16 protein-coding genes are annotated in these 17,678 nt (G+C 46.9%); 6 read left to right on the forward strand and 10 right to left on the reverse strand.

Annotation, left to right across the window (positions count from 1 at the left end):
* Positions 1-97 precede the first annotated feature (97 nt).
* Positions 98-1,243 carry a PepSY domain-containing protein gene (locus Q0438_RS05320; protein ID WP_299188220.1) on the reverse strand — a complete coding sequence of 382 codons (1,146 nt, stop codon included), beginning with the start codon at positions 1,241-1,243 and terminating at the stop codon, positions 98-100.
* 51 nt (positions 1,244-1,294) lie between these two features.
* On the reverse strand, positions 1,295-3,265 hold the full coding sequence (locus Q0438_RS05325) for a TonB-dependent receptor (protein WP_367178497.1): 1,971 nt from the start codon (positions 3,263-3,265) through the stop codon (positions 1,295-1,297).
* Between the two features lie 109 nt (positions 3,266-3,374).
* Between Q0438_RS05325 and Q0438_RS05330 the strand changes: the two genes are divergently transcribed.
* Complete coding sequence (locus Q0438_RS05330) at positions 3,375-4,331, forward strand: AraC family transcriptional regulator (protein ID WP_299188226.1); 957 nt, start codon at positions 3,375-3,377, stop codon at positions 4,329-4,331.
* 222 nt (positions 4,332-4,553) lie between these two features.
* Here the strand turns inward: Q0438_RS05330 and Q0438_RS05335 are convergent, their stop codons facing one another.
* The 5 genes from Q0438_RS05335 to Q0438_RS05355 all read right to left on the reverse strand — a co-directional run bounded on the left by Q0438_RS05335 (position 4,554) and on the right by Q0438_RS05355 (position 9,356).
* Positions 4,554-5,357: a transporter substrate-binding domain-containing protein gene (locus tag Q0438_RS05335; RefSeq protein WP_299188229.1), complete on the reverse strand. Its 804-nt coding sequence runs from the start codon at positions 5,355-5,357 to the stop codon at positions 4,554-4,556.
* A 19-nt stretch (positions 5,358-5,376) separates the two neighbouring features.
* Entirely contained in the window at positions 5,377-6,180 is an 804-nt protein-coding gene (locus Q0438_RS05340; RefSeq protein ID WP_299188231.1) for a transporter substrate-binding domain-containing protein, read from the reverse strand.
* 61 nt (positions 6,181-6,241) lie between these two features.
* Positions 6,242-7,054 carry a transporter substrate-binding domain-containing protein gene (locus tag Q0438_RS05345; RefSeq protein WP_299188233.1) on the reverse strand — a complete coding sequence of 271 codons (813 nt, stop codon included), beginning with the start codon at positions 7,052-7,054 and terminating at the stop codon, positions 6,242-6,244.
* Positions 7,055-7,365: 311 nt separating this feature from the next.
* On the reverse strand, positions 7,366-7,809 hold the full coding sequence (locus Q0438_RS05350; RefSeq protein ID WP_299188235.1) for a copper resistance protein CopD: 444 nt from the start codon (positions 7,807-7,809) through the stop codon (positions 7,366-7,368).
* Positions 7,810-8,036: 227 nt separating this feature from the next.
* On the reverse strand, positions 8,037-9,356 hold the full coding sequence (locus Q0438_RS05355) for a Na+/H+ antiporter NhaC family protein (protein WP_299188237.1): 1,320 nt from the start codon (positions 9,354-9,356) through the stop codon (positions 8,037-8,039).
* A gap of 92 nt (positions 9,357-9,448) precedes the next feature.
* On the opposite strand from Q0438_RS05355, the gene Q0438_RS05360 reads away from it, so the two are divergent.
* Positions 9,449-10,459: a DUF475 domain-containing protein gene (locus tag Q0438_RS05360; protein ID WP_299188240.1), complete on the forward strand. Its 1,011-nt coding sequence runs from the start codon at positions 9,449-9,451 to the stop codon at positions 10,457-10,459.
* Positions 10,460-10,669: 210 nt separating this feature from the next.
* Here the strand turns inward: Q0438_RS05360 and Q0438_RS05365 are convergent, their stop codons facing one another.
* Positions 10,670-11,752 (reverse strand): DUF3137 domain-containing protein, encoded by a 1,083-nt coding sequence (locus Q0438_RS05365; RefSeq protein WP_299188243.1) that lies wholly within the window; start codon positions 11,750-11,752, stop codon positions 10,670-10,672.
* Positions 11,753-11,886: 134 nt separating this feature from the next.
* On the opposite strand from Q0438_RS05365, the gene Q0438_RS05370 reads away from it, so the two are divergent.
* From Q0438_RS05370 to Q0438_RS05385, 4 genes are all read left to right on the forward strand, one after another.
* Positions 11,887-12,318, forward strand: coding sequence for a redoxin (locus Q0438_RS05370; RefSeq protein WP_299188244.1), 432 nt, complete (start codon positions 11,887-11,889; stop codon positions 12,316-12,318).
* 138 nt (positions 12,319-12,456) lie between these two features.
* Entirely contained in the window at positions 12,457-13,008 is a 552-nt protein-coding gene (locus Q0438_RS05375) for a sel1 repeat family protein (RefSeq protein ID WP_299188245.1), read from the forward strand.
* A 140-nt stretch (positions 13,009-13,148) separates the two neighbouring features.
* Positions 13,149-13,667 (forward strand): hypothetical protein, encoded by a 519-nt coding sequence (locus Q0438_RS05380; RefSeq protein WP_299188248.1) that lies wholly within the window; start codon positions 13,149-13,151, stop codon positions 13,665-13,667.
* A gap of 234 nt (positions 13,668-13,901) precedes the next feature.
* On the forward strand, positions 13,902-14,099 hold the full coding sequence (locus Q0438_RS05385) for a hypothetical protein (RefSeq protein ID WP_299188251.1): 198 nt from the start codon (positions 13,902-13,904) through the stop codon (positions 14,097-14,099).
* 269 nt (positions 14,100-14,368) lie between these two features.
* Here the strand turns inward: Q0438_RS05385 and Q0438_RS05390 are convergent, their stop codons facing one another.
* Both Q0438_RS05390 and Q0438_RS05395 read right to left on the reverse strand, forming a co-directional pair.
* Entirely contained in the window at positions 14,369-16,789 is a 2,421-nt protein-coding gene (locus tag Q0438_RS05390) for an EAL domain-containing protein (RefSeq protein ID WP_299188254.1), read from the reverse strand.
* Entirely contained in the window at positions 16,779-17,669 is an 891-nt protein-coding gene (locus tag Q0438_RS05395) for a cytochrome c peroxidase (RefSeq protein WP_299188257.1), read from the reverse strand. The genes Q0438_RS05390 and Q0438_RS05395 overlap by 11 nt, the downstream gene beginning before the upstream one ends.
* Between the last annotated feature and the right edge of the window lie 9 nt (positions 17,670-17,678).

The raw sequence follows: 17,678 nt of genomic DNA on the forward strand, positions 1-17,678 counted from the left end.
ATAAAATTTTATTAACTGAAAAGAAGCGATACCGTTTCGGGTAAAATTTTAAATTTACGCCGCGGATAAGCTATCTCTCCGCTTTGAATTCGTAGATTTATCTTTTCTTATAAATTCTTTTTATACTCATCCAAAATCCCGTAACTATAAAAAATAACACAGAAATCGCCGCTACGCAAAATAAGAACTTACCCGCCTCGCCGAAGATATAGCCCGAATGCACGCTCAAAACGGCTTTATGTATAGCAAACGGGCGCGGCATGGTACTTTTCGTATCATCATAGCGAGCATGCCGCAAGATGCCCTTTTTAACGTTTATACTCATCGTATTCATATGCTCTTCGCTCTTTTCGCCTTTATCGAAATAAAAGACCATAAAATTTTCTCCATCTTTTTGGGCGATGATATTAAAGAATTCGTAGTTTTCACCGCGTTCACGCTTAAAAATATCAAATGCCGTCTGCAAATTTAAAATTTTATCTTCATCCTCAAGCGAAAATCCTCGCACTTCGGTAAAGCTCGTTTTTCTAAAAATTTCCTTTTCACCCAACGCTCTGTTGGTGATTTTGGCTATCCAATCATACGACCAATAAAGCCCGCTAGCGCTTATCGTAAGCAAAACGGGCAGCAGTAAAACTCCGACCGCGCCGTGCAAGCTATATAAAAACGCATAACCTCTCGCTTTAAAATTTATCCTAAATGCGCGTAAAATCTTTCCTCTAAAGCTAGGATAATAGATCACCGCGCCTGAAATTAAGACCAAAATAAACATAACCGTGCTAAGCGCCACGATATTTTTGCCTATTAGCCGCAGAGTTTCGTTTTTGCTTAGCCCAAATCCCAGATTAGTATGTAGATTTAGCGCTACGCCGATAAACGTATCGCCTATATTTTCCGAAGTAATTTCGCCGTTATAAGGATCTATAAAATATGATTTAAACTCGCCGCTAGAATCTGTACCGGAAAGCCTAATCGCTTCGTTTTTGTTTTGAGGAATTCTATAATAACTGAGCGTAAAACCGGGCTTAGTTTTTCTGAAAATATTTAAAATTTCGGCGGGTTCGAGGGCATCTTTTCCGCTCGGGCTCACGAAAGATTTGCTTTGATTTAACGCATCTATAATCTCATCATGATACGAGATAATAGCGCCGCTAAGGGCTACGATTAAGATCGGCACGCAGCATATAAGCGTCAAAACAAGATGGACGTTGAACCAAAATTTTTTCCTTTTTAGAATCGCCATTAATTTCCTTAAATTTTTAAATCCGCGGACGAAATTTTATGCGCCGCGAATTTAAAAGTTCACGTTAAATCCAACCTGCGCCTTCATCCCGTCTACGACCATCATTTGATAATTTCCCGAGCGCGTTAGTACGAATTCGTTGAATATGTTATAAAGCGTAAAATTTAAACTTGCGTCTTTTGTAACTTTATAGCTCGCGCCCAGATCAAAAATCGTGTATGAGCGGATATCCTCATCGTAGCTTAGGCTATCGCGCGTCCTACTATAATAATTTATTTGCGACCATAAGTTTAGCTTGGAGCTTACGTCGTAATCAAATCCTAGCTTTACCGAATGGATTGGAAAATTATTTAAGGTTTTGCCCTTCTCACTACCCGTTTTTTGCTCGGATTTCGTATAGGCATAGTTTGCATGCAACTTCAAATTATCTAAAATTTGATAATCGTTACTTAGCTCTAGACCCCTAACCTCGGCTTCCCCGATATTTATAGTATCCCAAATACCGCGCCTGTAAGTTTTGCCGTTATACACGCAAGGATTTCCCGGTCTTGGACGGCAAATCAATTTCGTAGAAATTCCATCTTTGATTTCAGTATAAAACGCGGTAGCGCTAAAGTTAAATTTATCGTTATCGTCGTAAGAAAACCCGCCTTCGTAGCTTATGCTGCTTTCAGGCTTTAAAGAGCTTCTGCCTATCTGCGCTCCCTGGCCTCCTGCAAATGGCAGGGCAAGGCCCTCGCTACGCTGCTTAATATCCGGAGTTGAATATCCTGTCGAAACGCCGCCTTTAATAGAAAAACTTTCGTTTAAACGATAAACGGCATAAGTGCGCGGCGATATATGGCCGCCATAGTCCTTATCACGGTTATATCTGATTCCACCGGTTAGTGTTAAATCATCAGTTAGATAAAAATCATCCTCGCCGTAGATCGAATAATCCCATCTTTTGACATTTGCCTCATCTGCGGTAGTAGCGGCTTCGTTTAATCTCTCGCTTCGGTATTGCACGCCCAAACTCAAAGCATTTGAATCGAAAAAATATGAGCCTTTAGAATTTAGCGTAGTCGTTCTAAGACGCAGATCCTGGGCACCGCTTTCTTTCATGCTATCGTAATTTGCATAGCTATCTATCATAAACTTATCGTATTTTCCCTGGTGAGACAGGCTTGCGGTGTAGCCTTTCATATCCTCTTTCGCAATATCGTTATTGCCTCCCGAGGTTGTTCGCGTACGCCCGTATGTACGTCTAAATTTATTATTTACTTTACGATAATCAAGCGCTACCTCATCATTTTGCGTTACGTTATACATCAGTTTTGTGCCCATATTCGTCTCTTCATTATTTCTATTCGCATAAGGCTCTTTATCCTCTATCTTTTCAAAAAATCTGCCGTAAAGTGCGATACCTAGCACGTCCGGGACGATAGCTCCGTTTAGATAAAAACCCGTTTGATAATCACCTTTTATTTGCGATTTTTTAGCGAAAGTATAGTATCCGTTTACATTGCCGCTAGGCTCATTTGAAAAGCCCTTGGTGATGATATTTATTACTCCGCCCATAGCGTCGCTGCCGTAAAGCGAGCTCATAGGACCGCGGATGACCTCTATGCGCTCTATCGCATTTGCGGGAGGCAAGAAATTCTGGCTACTGCCAATACTTCTTAATCCTTTATAAGCGCTATCGCTGGTCGCGGGCTTGCCGTCGATTAAAATTTTCGTATATTTTTGAGATAGGCCTCTTAGGCTTATGCCTTTTCTCGATGCAGCGCCTAGAGTTGCGGTAAAGGCACTCGGCAAATCCTCTACCATTGCGGAGATATCTTGATAGTTACGCTTTTGTATCTCTTTTTGCGTAAGAACGGAGATAGAAGCGGGTGCGTCTTGAATATTTTGCCGATAGCCCGTAGCACTGACTACGGTAATTTCACCCAAATTTACGCTTTTGCCTTGTTTTTCTATCTCACTCGATATCCCGGCTGTCGCTATAGCAGCGATTAGCGATAATTTATATATTGCGCGCACAAATGCCCCTTTTCTTATTAAAATTTAAACTCATTTTACTATAATAAGATACGCATTATCAAGAAATACTAAACGGTAGAGGGATTTTTTTAAACGCTAAAGGGATAAGATGAGTAAAGAGATAAGTTTAGATGATTTTTTGCAGAAAATATCTAACGACATTGAGCCGTCCAAGCAATACAGGTATAGCAAAACCGAGCTTAAAAGCGAAAGTATAAAATTCGACTTTAGCTCTTTTTATACGGGCGGAGAGATAGGATATTATAGCAGCGATATAGTTTGCAGAGATTTTCTTTTGCATCGCCACGAGCGAGGTAGCCGCTATTCATTTTTATTTTTCAATACGGGCGAAAATCCTATCTGCTTCAGATCGGATAAAGATCAATTCGTTTTGAATAAAGGTGAGTTTTGGCTCGGAACTATGCAAAGCAAATTGCGTGGCGTTCACGAGCTTGAAAATAAACACTATAAAAGCTCATGCATAGCGCTTAGCACCGCTTTTGCAAATGAGCTGGGAATTTTAAAAAATTTGAATTTAGATCAGGCCGTTTGCATGAAGAAATTTAAAACAAGCACCGTGCAAAATATCATCCTCAAAGAGCTCGAAAATGCCGCGATATACGACGGCAAAATGCGCGAAATTTTTATGGAAAGTAAAATTTTAGAGATGCTTTATAGAAGTTTTTATAAATTTAATGAGCCTGAAAATACGCTTAGTCTTGATGAAAATGACATAAAAACAGTCCAAAAAGCAAAGAAAATATTACTTGAAAATATGCAAAACCCACCTAGCATTAAGGAGCTAGCTCGTCTTTGTGCCACGAATGAATTTGCACTAAAAAGGGATTTTAAAGCATATTTTGGCACGACCATTTATGCGATGCTGACAAATGAGCGGCTTGGAATTGCAAAAGAGCTATTAAGTCTAGATCAAATCAGCGTAAACGAAGCCGCTAAAATGGTCGGATACAATAATTTATCGCATTTTTCTAAAATTTTTAGGGCTAAATTTAATATACTGCCGACGCAACTGAAAAAGGATATAAAATTTTACTACTCGGATTAGAATTTCTTGCGACCGACTATCTTTTATAAGCCGCGCCCTTTCACAACCGCATATCAAAATATCATAAAATTTTATATCGCAACCGGGATCCGTAAAAATACGGAATTTAAATTATAAATTGCCGCCGAAGCCTTGGTGGCAAAAGCAAGCTGCGATCAAATATCGCAGCTGCGCGTATATTCAGACGTCAAGGGGCGCCTTAAATTTTGGATGCATCTAAATTTAAAACAGGCTATAAACCTCATCGAGCGTAAAATGTTTTTTATCGATCTTACCGCCGTAATAAGGCTTGATGTCGTTTTCGAAGCTCTTTTGGAAAAATTTATTCTTATGCATTCTAATGAGGCTACCGTTTACGGCGTCGAGTAGCTGGGTGTTGCCCTTGGCAAGAGCTACGGCGATGTAATCGACCCTGCCTAGATTGGTGATCTTCGCATCCAGCGCGGCATCGTTTCTAGCATATCCGAGCACGACGGTATTATCGTCGGCAAAGCCGACGCCCTGGCCCGCCTTTAGCTTCGCGACGCACTCATTGGCATCGGCGCAGTTTATGATCGTATAGCCCGCGCTTTTGAAATGATCGTCGGCGGTAGTGCCGCTTACGGTTAAAATTTTATTATTCGCGATCTGATCGATGCGGGAGATATTATCGTCGGCTCTGGTTAATACGCCGATCTGCACCGAGTAGTAAGGATATGAAAAGTCCACCTCTCGCGCCCGCTCTTTAGTCACGGTAAGCTCGGATATGACCAGATCGACCTTGTTTTGCACGACGGCAGCCACTCGCTCGTTTGATCCGACCGGGACAAATTCTATATCGCTGCTTTTGTTGCCGAATAAATTCTTTACGAGCTCCTTGGCCAAATCGACCTCAAATCCCACCATCGTGCCGTTAGCGTCAAAGCTAAACGGAGGCTGCTCGCTCTGCACGCCGATGCGGATCTTGCCGCTTGCTCTGATCTCGTCTAAGGAGTTTGCGAAAATCGTGCTCGCCGCAAATAGCAGCGTAAATAAAAATTTTTTCATCTTTTATCCTTTGATAAACTTAAAACATTTTGTAAAGATCATCCAGCAAGAAATACTTCCTTTCGGCGGTGCCTTTATAATACGGATCTATCGTCTCATTAAAAATTTTCTTGAAAAAGCCGCTTTTGCTTAAATTTACAAGCCCGGAATTTATAGCGTCGAGCAGATCGTCGTTGCCCTTTTGCACCGCGATAGCTAAAAAGTCCGAAGTGCCTAAATTTATGATATTCGCCTCAACCTTTCTATCCACGACCGCATAAGCCAAAACGACGAGATTATCGTCCGCGTATGCAGCGCCTTCGCCCGCTTTTAGCTTGCGATAGCAATCGGAGGAGTTGCTGCAAGGACGAATCGTATGGCCCTGCTTTGCAAAATACTCATACGCGACTGTGCCGCTCTCCGCTAAAATTTCCTTATCTTGCAGATCGTTTACGGTTTTGATATTATCGCCCGCGCGGCTTAGCACGCCTACGTTTACGCTAAAATAGGGATTTGAGAAATCCACTATCTTCTCGCGCTCCTTCGTAACCGTGATCACTGCGATATCAAGATCTACTTTATTATCTCGCACGGCGTTGATACGGTCGTTTCCTTGAGTGATTATATACTCGATCTTACCCTCTTTGCCGCCGAAAATTTCCTTTGCGAGCTCCTCGATGAGCAGAATTTCAAACCCCTCGTATTTGCCGTCCTCGGCTACGTTTAGAGGCGGTACCGATCCGTCTATACCTATGCGGATAACGCCCTTTTCTTTGATCTGAGCCAAAGAATTTGAAAAGAGCGAAGCACAGAAAAACAGAAGCGAAAATATAATTTTTTTCACGAATTATCCTTTTAAATAAAATTTTATATCACCGCTCGCGCAACCGGCGAGGCGAGTAAATTTAAAGCAAACTATAAAGATCGTCCAGCAAGAAATACTTTCTTTCGGCGGTACCTTTGTAATAAGGCTCAACGCTTTCGTTGAAGATTTTCTTGAAAAAGCCCTCTTTGCTTAGCTTGATGAGCTCTTCGTTTAAGAAGTTAAGCAGCTCTGCGTTGCCTTTTTGCACGCCGATCGCCAAAAAGTCCGAGGCGCCTAAATTTTTGATATTTACTTCGACCTTTTTATCCAGCACCGGATAGCCCAAAACGACTAGATTATCGTCCGCGTATGCCGCGCCTTGTCCTGCTTTAAGCGCCTTGTAGCAAGCGCTAGCGCTCTCGCATCTGGAGATTTTATAACCCTGCTTTTCAAAATACGGCTCGCTCGTGCCGCCGCTTAAAACTAAAATGGTCTGATCTTGCAGATCGTCCAAAGAGCGGATCTTATCCTCTACGCGGGTCAGTACGCCTATGTTTACGCTAAAATACGGGGTCGTAAAATCGATCTCCTTTTCGCGCTCCGGAGTTACCGTAATCGTAGCGATGACCATATCGACCTTATCCTCTTGAAGATACCTTATGCGCTGATTTGCCGCGACGGAGACAAACTCTACCTTGCCGCCTCCGTTTTTAAAGATATCCTTTGCGATCTCGTTTGCCATATCGATCTCAAAGCCCTGGTGCACGCCGTCTTCAAGCTTGCCGAAAGGCGGCTGCGCGTCGTAAACGCCCACTCTAACAACGCCGCTACTTTTGATCTCGCCGAGCGATCTTGCGCAGAGCACGCTGCTAGCAAGCCCCGCAATTAATAAACCGAATAAAAATTTTTTCATACTTTTCCTTTCCCAATAAGTAAATTTTAAAATTTAGCCGCCGATGCCCTCTGCGCGCGAAAATCTCAAATTTCGCCGCAGTCCGATCAAAGCAGGTAAGATAAGCGACCGCTTATAAATTTATCCTACATTTACCGTAAAATAGGCAATCCTCTGCACTTCAGAAATTCTACGCATCCGTCGCAGACGCTTTAAATTCCGATACTTAACGGGTGTATTTTATTATTTTATATCTTTAATGAATATTAAACAATAAGTAAAACGGCGATCTGCTTGAAATTTTGTCGCCGAGAAGTTCGTGCGCGCCGAGCTTAGATGATAAACATAAGCTTGGCGCAAAGCACGATGATGAATCCAAATACAAAGGCGATTTTGTGGATATTTACTCGCAAAAACTCAGGCGCAGGCCTTCCCATCGCGCGGCAACTTAAATTTATCGCTACGCACACGGCGATGATGAGCGCGAGCGTGACTTTTAGCATAAAGATTTTTTGAAGCGGCGTGCCGAAATCCCCGCCATTAGCGCTTCCGACCCAACGGCTCATCATCATTCCGCCGGTGATAATCAGCGTAAAAAGGCAAACCGGCATGATCTTAATCGCGCGCGAGCCGATCGCTTTTTTAATGCGCTCAAAATCCGCACCCAGCGCGCTTTTAAGCCGCGAAAAAATCACGACGTCGAAAAATATGTAGCCCAAAAAGATAATGGCGCAGATGAGATGCACAATCTGCACGTAAGGATAAATTTGCTCCACCACCGCTCCTTGCTATGAAATTTCGCCAATTTTATGCGAAATTTCAAATTTTAGCAATGATTTTCATCAACACGCCGCGAGCGGTTAAATTTAAGTAGATTGCGCGAGCGACGCAAATAAATTTGGCAAAATCGCGCGGGCGAAATTCTAAAATTCTAAAATTCTAAAATTCTAAAATTCTAAAATTCTAAAATTCCGCCCGCGAAAACCCGCGTAAATTCCGCAATCTATAACATCATCGAAAATATTATGCCGAATATGATTAGCGGGATATTAAAGAAAATAAAGGTCGGCACGCAGGTATCCCACATATGGCTATGCTCGCCGTCGATATTCAGCCCCACGGTAGGCCCGAGCGTGCTATCGCTCGCAGGCGAGCCCGCATCGCCGATACCCGCAGCCACGCCGATGATAAAGATCGTCGCCGCCGTGCTAAAGCCCAACTGCGCGGCTAGCGGACAGTATATCGTAGCGATGATAGGGATCGTGCCGAAGCTCGAGCCGATACCCATCGTCACGAGTAGCCCGATGCCGATCATCAGCAGCGCGCCGCCGAGCTTGCCGCCGCTTAAAGTGCTCGCTACGTGCACCAGCTCGTTCACGCCGCCGGTTTCTTTTAAGATCGTGCCGTATCCTGCGGCGATCAGCATCAAAAACGCGATATAGCCCATCATATGCACGCCCTCGTCAAATACGTTATCGAGCTTCTTCCACTCGATGCCTTTGCTCGCAAGCATTACTAAAATTCCGCTAAGCGCGGCGAACGGAAGGGATTTGATCCAAATTTGCACCGCGAAGCACACCGCGATGCCCGCTAGAGCGCCCCACTCTCGCACACCCATCTTAAGCTCGCTAAAATGCGCATCCAGGCTCTCTTTGGTTTCGGCATACTCCCTCGGCTTGCGGTAGTAGATCACGGCTAGGATGAGGCCCACGAGCATCGGCACGGCGCTTAGCCACATCACGCTCGATATGTCGCCAAGGCTTACCGCGATGCCGTTTGCGTTCATATTTTTTTCGATTAGCCCCATAAAGATAAGCCCAAATCCCAGCGGCAGCGCCATATACGGCGTCTGCAAGCCGAACGTCAGCGCGCACGCTACGGCGCGGCGGTCGATCTTTAGCGAGTTCATGATCTTGACTAGCGGCGGGATCAAAATCGGGATAAAGGCGATATGCACGGGGATTAAATTTTGTGAAAAGCACGCAAAAAAGGCGATCGAAAAGATAAAGACGTATTTTTTGTCGCTGATTAAATTTGCCACCGCGCGCACCAAGATCGCCGTTAGGTTGGTCTTTGAGATCGCGCTTGCGATGACGCCTAGCAGCAGATATGAAAGCGCGGTTTCTAAATTTCCGCCCATGCCGAGGCTGCCGGCGTTTTCGGGGTTGCCGTTTATGAATAAATTTATGGCGTCTCCCAGCGGGATCTTGCTTGAGAGCACGGCGCATATCGTGCCGATTAGGATCGCGAGCATTACGTTGCACCTCAGCAAGCACAGCGCGCACATCACACAGATACTGATAAATACGGGATTGGTAAGCATCTTTTGCCTTTTTTGGAATTTTTGCAATTATATAGAATTTAGGGCTAAATTTTGCTAAAATCGCGCAAAAAATCGGCTAGGATAAAATTTATATGAAGTATTTCTACTCATCTTTTGCGGTTAGCTCCATCGCCGTAATTATCGCATTTTATATCGGCGGCGCGGGTGCCGCTTATATCTGCGCGCTTTTATGCGTGCTCGAAATCAGCCTCAGCTTCGACAACGCCGTAGTCAATGCCAAAGTGCTAAAAGATATGGCGCCGGTGTGGCAAAAAAGATTTATCCTCTGGGGCATTCCGATCGCGGTTTTTGGTATGAGGTTTTTATTTCCCGTACTCATCGTCGCCGCAAGCGCACATCTAGGTCTTTGGGAAACCCTCGTGCTGGCGCTTAAGCAGCCGCAGCGCTACCATGAAATTTTAAGCGAGAACGAAGCGCAAATTTACGTTTTCGGCGGCGCGTTTTTGCTGATGGTCTTTTGCGATTTTTTCTTCGATACGCAGCGCGAGCTACACTGGCTGGGCATAATCGAAAATAACGGGCTCGTGCGATTTTTAAAGCGCATTCCAAACGCGCCCACGCTGATCGCTCTAGCCGCGGGGCTCGTGCTGCTTGCTAAAACGGGCTCGGCTACGCTCGGCGCGGCGTATTTCGGCGCGATCCTGCTCTATCTGCTCATCTCTTGCTTCGACCGCCTTTTCGGCACGAACGGCGTAAAAAACGGCCTTGCGGGCTTTTTGTATTTAGAAACCCTGGACGCGAGCTTTAGCTTCGACGGCGTGATCGGAGCGTTTGCGCTAAGCGATAATATCTTCATCATCATGCTAGGCCTTGGCGCCGGCGCGATGTTCGTGCGCTCCATCACGCTGTATCTCGTCGCCCGCGGCACGCTGTCGCACTTTGTCTATCTGGAGCACGGCGCACACTACGCCATCGCGTGTTTGGCGTTTATAATGTTTGCCAAGCTGAAATTTGAAGTAAGCGAGATCATAACGGGCACCGCGGGGATATTATTTATCGCGCTATCGCTCCTTTCGTCGGTGCTTTACAACCGCCGCAACAAACGCAAACTGATCGAAACTATCGCGGGAAACAACGAGTGAAATTTCATAGCGAGCTTTGCGGCGCGCGGGCTAAATTTTAAAATTTAGAGCTACCGCCGCAAGCGGTAAAATTTACCCGCTTGCGCCGCGTTAAATTTCAAAAGACGCTAAATTCCAAAAAGCGCTAAATTTAAAGCCGCGGGCGATAAGATTGAAATTTTACTAAAAGCGTTAAATTTTAAGCCGCGAGATGACATTTTAAAATTCAAATCAGCGATCGCGCGAGCGCAAGCCTTTATCGCGCAATCTCTGCAGCTCCTCGCCGCCGAGAGACGAGCTCTTTGCGGGCTCGCCGCTCTCGCTTGCGTCGCCAAAAACCTCCTCATTCAAACGCAGCTCGTCAATGATACCAAGAAGCTGCAAAACCTCGGCCTTTATCCGCTCAGCGTCTCTTAGCGTAGTGCGCGGCGAAAACAGCGCGGCTTCGAAGCGGTTTTTCGCGCCGTTTAAAAATAGATAAAATTTGCCGTCCATAAACGCCGCGCTAAGAGCGATCTTGGGCGCAAGCTTAAGCTTCAAAGCCCCAAGGCGACCCATAAAGCTAGGCGTCAAAAGATACCGCGCCTCGATCTTATCGCTTGCGAATACGCGAAATTCCTCTCCGAAAATCACGTCGTCCATCAGCTCCTGATCGCCCAAAAATTTGGTGCCTGGCGAGCGGTCCGCGATGATGGTTTGCCCCTTAAATTTCTTATAAAACTCGCACACCAAAACCGAGCCGCTAAAGGCTTGCACATATTCGCCGAGCCTCCAAGCGTTCCAAAGCGCGATCGCCGATAGCAAAAAAGCCGCGGAAAGATCGCTCTTGGACCTTTGAGATAACTCTACAAGCCTCATAGACTCGCGCGTTTCATAGATTTTTATCGCCTCGCTTAGGCTAAATTTTACCCCTTTATACACGCCGTCTATCTGATCCTCGGCTACGAATTCATTATTCGGATAGATGCCCGTTTTGCGGATTTCTTCTTCGTCTATGCCGCTTTGCGGCTCGTATCTAAAGGCGGGATCGATATCTGAAATAATAGCGCGGATAAAGGCGTCTTTGTAAAAGGCGTTGTACTCCCATTTGGCGATGGAATCATCATAAATCCCCCATACGCAGCTTACCGCAATTATCGGGATCATCGCGGACATCAGCACGGCGGAGGAGTATTCGTTTTGGATCAAGCCGTGGATAAACCAGCCGACGGAAAAAACCGCGATGCATAGCAATAAAATCAGCGGTTTTAGAAATTTTATCTTGCACTGCTGCTGCTTTTTTGCAAGCTCCTCTATCGCTCTGTCAATATCCAAAATTTAACTCCAAATTTGATTTGCCGAAATTTTGCCCTTTATTTTACGCTAAATTTTATTAAAATTTCATCCGTTAAGCGGGTTTAAGATTTTTTATGCTATTTTTGCGACCTATTTCGATCAAAAGGCGAGAGATGATAAATTTACCGAAAAATTGCGTGGTTTTTACCTATCCGAAAATGGGCGACAGCGGCAAATTTTTGCCCGCAGAGTTGCGCGATACGGCGGGACTTACGGGCTGCACGCTTCAATGCAAGGCCTACGAGAGCGCGCTTGCGCAGATAAGAGCCCTAGGCTTTGAGCTTATCGCCGTAGGCAGCATGGGCGAGGCGGGCACGAGCGAGTTTAAGCGCGCTACGGGCGCCTCGTTTGAGTTCATAAACGACGAAAAATTCGAGCTTGAAGCGCCGCTTGGGCTCGAGACTTTCACCACCGGTGACGGGAAGAAATTTTACCACCGCCAAACTCTGATTTTTCGGAGCGGCAAGGAGATAAAGCGCTTTAGCCGAATCGCCGAACCCGAGCAGGACGCACAAAATGTACTCGCGGCACTAAAGAGCCTATGAGCAATCGCTTTGGCGGCGCGCTTTAAATTTCGCACTTCAAACACATTGCGATACAAAGCTGAAATTTAGGGTAGAGGCGCATTTTCATTAAATTCAGCATTTTTAATTAAAATGGCGCTAAATTTAACGGAGGCTGGTATGAAAAAATTTCTATTTTTGGCGCTATTTTGCGCACTTGCGGCAAACTGCGGCGAGAGTGCGCGAGCGGATAAAATTTCTGCGGCGGGCAAAACAACGAGTATCGGCGAGACCCAAAGCGCGCACTTTCTAAAGAGCGGCGAAGCAAGTGCCGGCTCGCAAAGCAGCGCGGATGCGATCATTCAAACGGACGGAATTTCGCGGGCAGATCTGCAAAGCTGTATCGTAAAAAGCGACGAAGGCTCCTGCGAGCGCGTCGCGCGCGGTCTGAAAAGCGGCTGCGAACGAAAAGATCAGCTGTCGTGCTTTTTCTACGCAGATGCGCTAGGGCGGGGCTTGGGCGTGGAGAAGGACGTCGTGGCGTCGTTTGAGCTTTTTAGAGAGCAGTGCGATGCCGGCAGCAGCGAAGCGTGCTACGAGCTGTCGGTCAAATATCTCCAAGGAATCGGCACCCCTCAAAGCTTTGAGCTCTCGGGGCAGGCGCTAGACAGGGCGTGCAAAATGCACAACAAACGCGCCTGCGCAGTGCTCGATCTGCTGCCGAAAAATTAGCGCAGCAAAAGCGGCAAAATTCCAAGCTTAGAGCGCAGATAGAGCGCGCGCCTTTGAAATTTTAGCGGGCTGTGCGAGTGCAGTGCGCGATGAGGCGGTAAATCGAAGCGTGCGAGCGGATAAACGAAAAAGGAGCAAAGATGAAAGCTTTAAAGCTTGCGCTGGCGGCGGCGCTGGCGCTTAGTTTGGCAAACGCGGACGGTGAAGCCAAAGAGTTTAAATTTAGCGGCGCAAAAACCGGCGCGCTTTTAGCAAAATGCAGCAAAAAGGACGCCGCCGCATGCTACGAAGCGGCGATGAGATACGAGCTGGGCGGTCGCGGCGTCGTGCGAAACCGCTTCAAGGCGCAGGGCTTTTTCGCAGATGCGTGCGAGCTCGCAACCCTCGCCGAGCGGAAGCAGGGAGATAAAATGAGCGGCGCAGGCGGGCACGCGATGAGCGATCTGCGCGAGCGAGCCTGTCTGGGCAATGCCGCGGCGCTGGAGAGCTTCGCGAGCGGGCAGTGCCGCAGCCTCGTGATATACGACGAGTTTTGCGAGGGCGGCTCGCAGGAGGCGTGCGACAATTTGGCGCGGATGAAGCGCGATGGCTGGGCGCCCAAAGAAAGCTGCAGCGAGGAGATAGTCGCGAAATTCGGCGACGGCAAGCCACAGAGATAAAATTCCGCCCTATTTCACGGCGATAGAATTTTAAAATTTTGCAAGTATAAAATTTACCGAAATTACGTATTTCGGCTGGGCGTCGCCTTGCGGCTCGAAATAAAAATTTAAACCGCTTGCTTTGCGCACGGCAATGAAGATTTTATTAATGCAGATTTTTCAAAATACCGAAGTGGACGGGCAGAAACATACATCGCGAGCTGTAAATTTTAAAGCACGGATTTAACGATTTAAATGTCGCCAGCTATGGTTCGCGAGGTGAATTTAAATTTTAAATGCTACGAGCAATTAAATTTCAAGGCGGGATTAAATTTAAACACCGCAGATCGCAGATCGTGCGATGAAATTCTACTCCTAAGCGCCGCAAATAAGAAGCGTGACAGCGCCTGCGATAGCGCAATCATTTCATCGATAATCTATCATCATATTTAAGATGCTGTATTTGCCGAGCGCTCACGGCGGACAGAGAGCGACTCGAACCAGAATATCTCGCGATCTCGCGCGCCCTAGCCTGCGCCGAAATTTTAAAATTTCAAAATTTAAAACCGCGCGGCTCGCCAAATTTTAAAATTTCAAAGCGCGAAATTTTGGAATTTTCAAAACAAGTTTAAATTTACGCCGTGCAGCCGTGCGCGACGACATAATAAGTACCAGACGGTAGCGCAATAAGCACGCAGCCGCACACAAGCAAGCGGCGAGCTTTAAAATTTTATCTTCGACGGCTCCATCGGCTTGCTGTAGAAGTAGCCCTGCATATACCTGATCCCCATCTCCTCTAAGATCATCGATATTTCGTGGTTTTCGACGTATTCGGCGATGAGCTCGTAGCCCTGCTTTTTCGCAAAGCCCGCGATCGTTTCGACGATAGCGCGCGAGTTTTTGTCGTTTGCGATGTTTTTGATGAGCGCTCCGTCGATCTTTATGTAATCCACGTCGAGCGTTAAAATTCTATAGTAGTTGGAGTACCCGCTGCCAAAATCGTCTATCGCGATGGTGCAGCCATAGTTTTTGGCCACGGCGATGAAACTGCGCAGGCTCTCGTAATCGTCGAACTCCTCGCTTTCTAAAATTTCGATGAAGAGGTTTGAAGCGTTGGGGCTGGATGCGAGCTTTTTAAAAAGCAGCTCCTTGATGCCTTCGTTTGCGATGTCGAAATATGAAAGATTGATGCTAAATTTAGTTCCCGCGAAGCGATCCAGCAGGCGAAACGCCTCGTCTATCACCACGCGCGTTAGCGGGATGTAGAGCGAGGTCTGTTTCGCGATATCGATAAACTCGCCCGGGCAGCGCGTCTTGCCGGAGCGGTCAATGAGGCGGATTAGGATTTCATAGACCAGCGGGACGTAGTCGCTGTCGTTGGTGCCGTAAGTGTTGCCGCTCATATCTCTGCGCGTGATGTCGAAGATCGGCTGGACGAGGACGAAGACCTGGTTTTTTTTGATCGCGTTTTGGATCGTGTTGATCATGATCTGGTTTTGCAGATACTTCTCTTCGATGACGTTTGGACGCGAGTAAAAGCCCACGTGCTCGTTTTTGCCCTGCGCCTCATACATCGCCATAACCGCCTGAAAGACTCTATTTGCGCCGCCCGCTACGTCGGCTCGCTCGCTGACGCCTATCGTGACGTTTAGAGGCGCGGAGGCAAAGCCCTCGGTCGTGTGGAGGTTAAAGACTTTGTCGGTGAAGTATTTATTTATAATCTCCACGTCGCGCGTGATGTTTGAGCCCTCGTAAAATAGGCAAAACTCGTCGGATTGGATGCGGAAAATTTTAGCTTTGATCTCGTTTGATTCGATACACATCGCAAGCGTGCGCGCAAAGGAGCGCAAAATTTCATTCGTCGTCTCCGCCTTGTAAAAGAGCCGCAAATTTGCAAAATTTACGATCGTAAGATAGATCGCGATGCCCGTTTTCTCGGCGTTTATCAGCTCGTAAAGCGCCGCTTCGTTGCCTTGATTCGTAAGATGATCGATATAGACCTGGTTGGTTAAATTTTCCTTTGCCCCAGCAAGTGCCAGCCGCATGATCTCAAGCTGAGTGACGTCCTTTGCAAACAGCGCATACACGGGCGATTTTTGCGGCGCGGCGATATTTACGATCTTTAGACTCACGTCCACCGACTCGCCGTTTTTGCAGATCAGGCGGGTGTCTTTGGCGTCTTTGTTAGCGAGATTTAAAATTTCGCCGCGCTTATTCTCAGGCGCCAAAATTCCGACGTCCGCGCCCTTTAGCTCGTCCTGCTCGTAGCCGAATAGGCTTAGTGCCTGGTTATTCGCATAAAAAATTTTAAAATTCTCATCCGCCAAAAGCGCTCCTTCGCTCGCCTCGTCGCACAGCGCGCGATACGGCGCTAGCGTGCGCTTAAAGCGCAGAGCGTCGGAATTTATGATGTAGGTAAGCAGCAAAAACGAAAGAAACACCGCCGTATAGATCATCGTCATCTGTGTGAACGAGCCGTAAAACTCGTCGCTGGCGTAGGAAAATCGCTGGCGTAGGTTCGCAAAGCGCATATTAAGCTGCGAAAGCCCGTCGGTGACGATGCGGTTTTGGCGCTCGAAATTCTTTACTATCTCGCGCGCGATACCGACGAATGCGACCTCGTTTAGATCCGAGGCCTCGGCGCCGTCCAGAGCATTTTGCAGCGCGGAGATTTCGGAGCGGTTTTTGTAATTAAGCCCTAAAATTTGCGAGTAAATTTTGATGAGTTTGGGCCCTTTGCCGCCGGCTAAAAATTTTTGCTCCAGGCTTTGCAAAAGGACTAAATTTTGCGAATTTAGCGCGCCGAGCTCGTCCAGCAAAGCGATCTTTTCGCTAAAGGCGCTTTTGACCCCCTTTACGTCGTTTAAAAGCCCGCTTCTAGCGATGATCTCGCTGTTTTCTAAATCCTCGATGACCTGATAAATTCCGCGCATATCGGCATTTGCGATCGAAAAGTCCCGCCTGGCGTTTTTGGCGTCAAATAGAATATTTAAGCGGTTATCGGCGTTATCGACCAAGGCTAGCTCGCGCGTGATAGTGCCGAAGCTCGCTATCTCTTTTAGCGACGAGAAATAGCTGATCGCGACGGCTATGCCAAGAGCCATAATCCCGCCCATCAAAATCCACATTATCTTATCTCTCATCTGCTTTACTCCTTGGAATTTGCCCCTCAAGCGTAGCTAAAAAGCTCATCAGATCATCCGCCTCCGCCTCGCTTAGATCGTATTTTAAAAGCTCCTTTGCGACGCGCTTCATCGCCGTGCGCAGATCCTGCTCGCCGTTTATATAGGGCGCGGTTTTCGTGATATTTCGCAGGCTCGGTACGCGGTGCAGCTCGTAGCCGTCGGGGGTGAGTCTGCGCTTTTGCTCCCGCGCTTTTTCGGCGGAATTTTGCCCGCCGCTCGGACGCAGCTTGGCAAAGCTGTTTGTGCCTAAATTTACGCCGTTGTGGCAGACCGAGCAGAGCCGCACGAATATGACGTAACCCGAATATTCGCGCTCGTTTAAGGCGCTCTCGCCGCGCAAAAAGCGATCAAATTTAGAATTTACCGCGGTTTTGGATTTTAAAAACTCCGCCAGCGCGTCGATAAAATTTTCTACGTTCGCCTTACCGTAAATTTTATAAAACGCCTCTTTGTAGGCCAAATTTTCGTTTATGATCTGCAAAATTTCATCTTCGCGCGCGCCGAGCTCGCGCTCGTCAAAAACAGATGCCCCAATCCTTGCGTTAAATCCCGCGAAGTTTTCCTCGCCCAGATACCGATCGATAAAGTAGGAATTTAAAATCGTAGGCACCTGCCCATCCTGCACCGAAGCGCCCGAATCGTTTAGGTAAAAATTATGGCAGCTCTCGCAGGAGCGGGACTGCGCGTTAAATTTAGTATCTTTAAATATCATCTCGCCAAGCTTTGCTTTGCGCTCATCAAGGCTAGGCATCGCAAGCGGCGAGAAAAGATTACCGCAAAGCCCCAAAACCGGCGCCAGGCTAAATATAAAACAGCTTAAAGCTCGCTTCGATCTCATCGCTTATCA

The sequence above is a fragment of the uncultured Campylobacter sp. genome, assembly GCF_938030785.1.
In the GTDB taxonomy this organism is placed as follows: domain Bacteria; phylum Campylobacterota; class Campylobacteria; order Campylobacterales; family Campylobacteraceae; genus Campylobacter_B.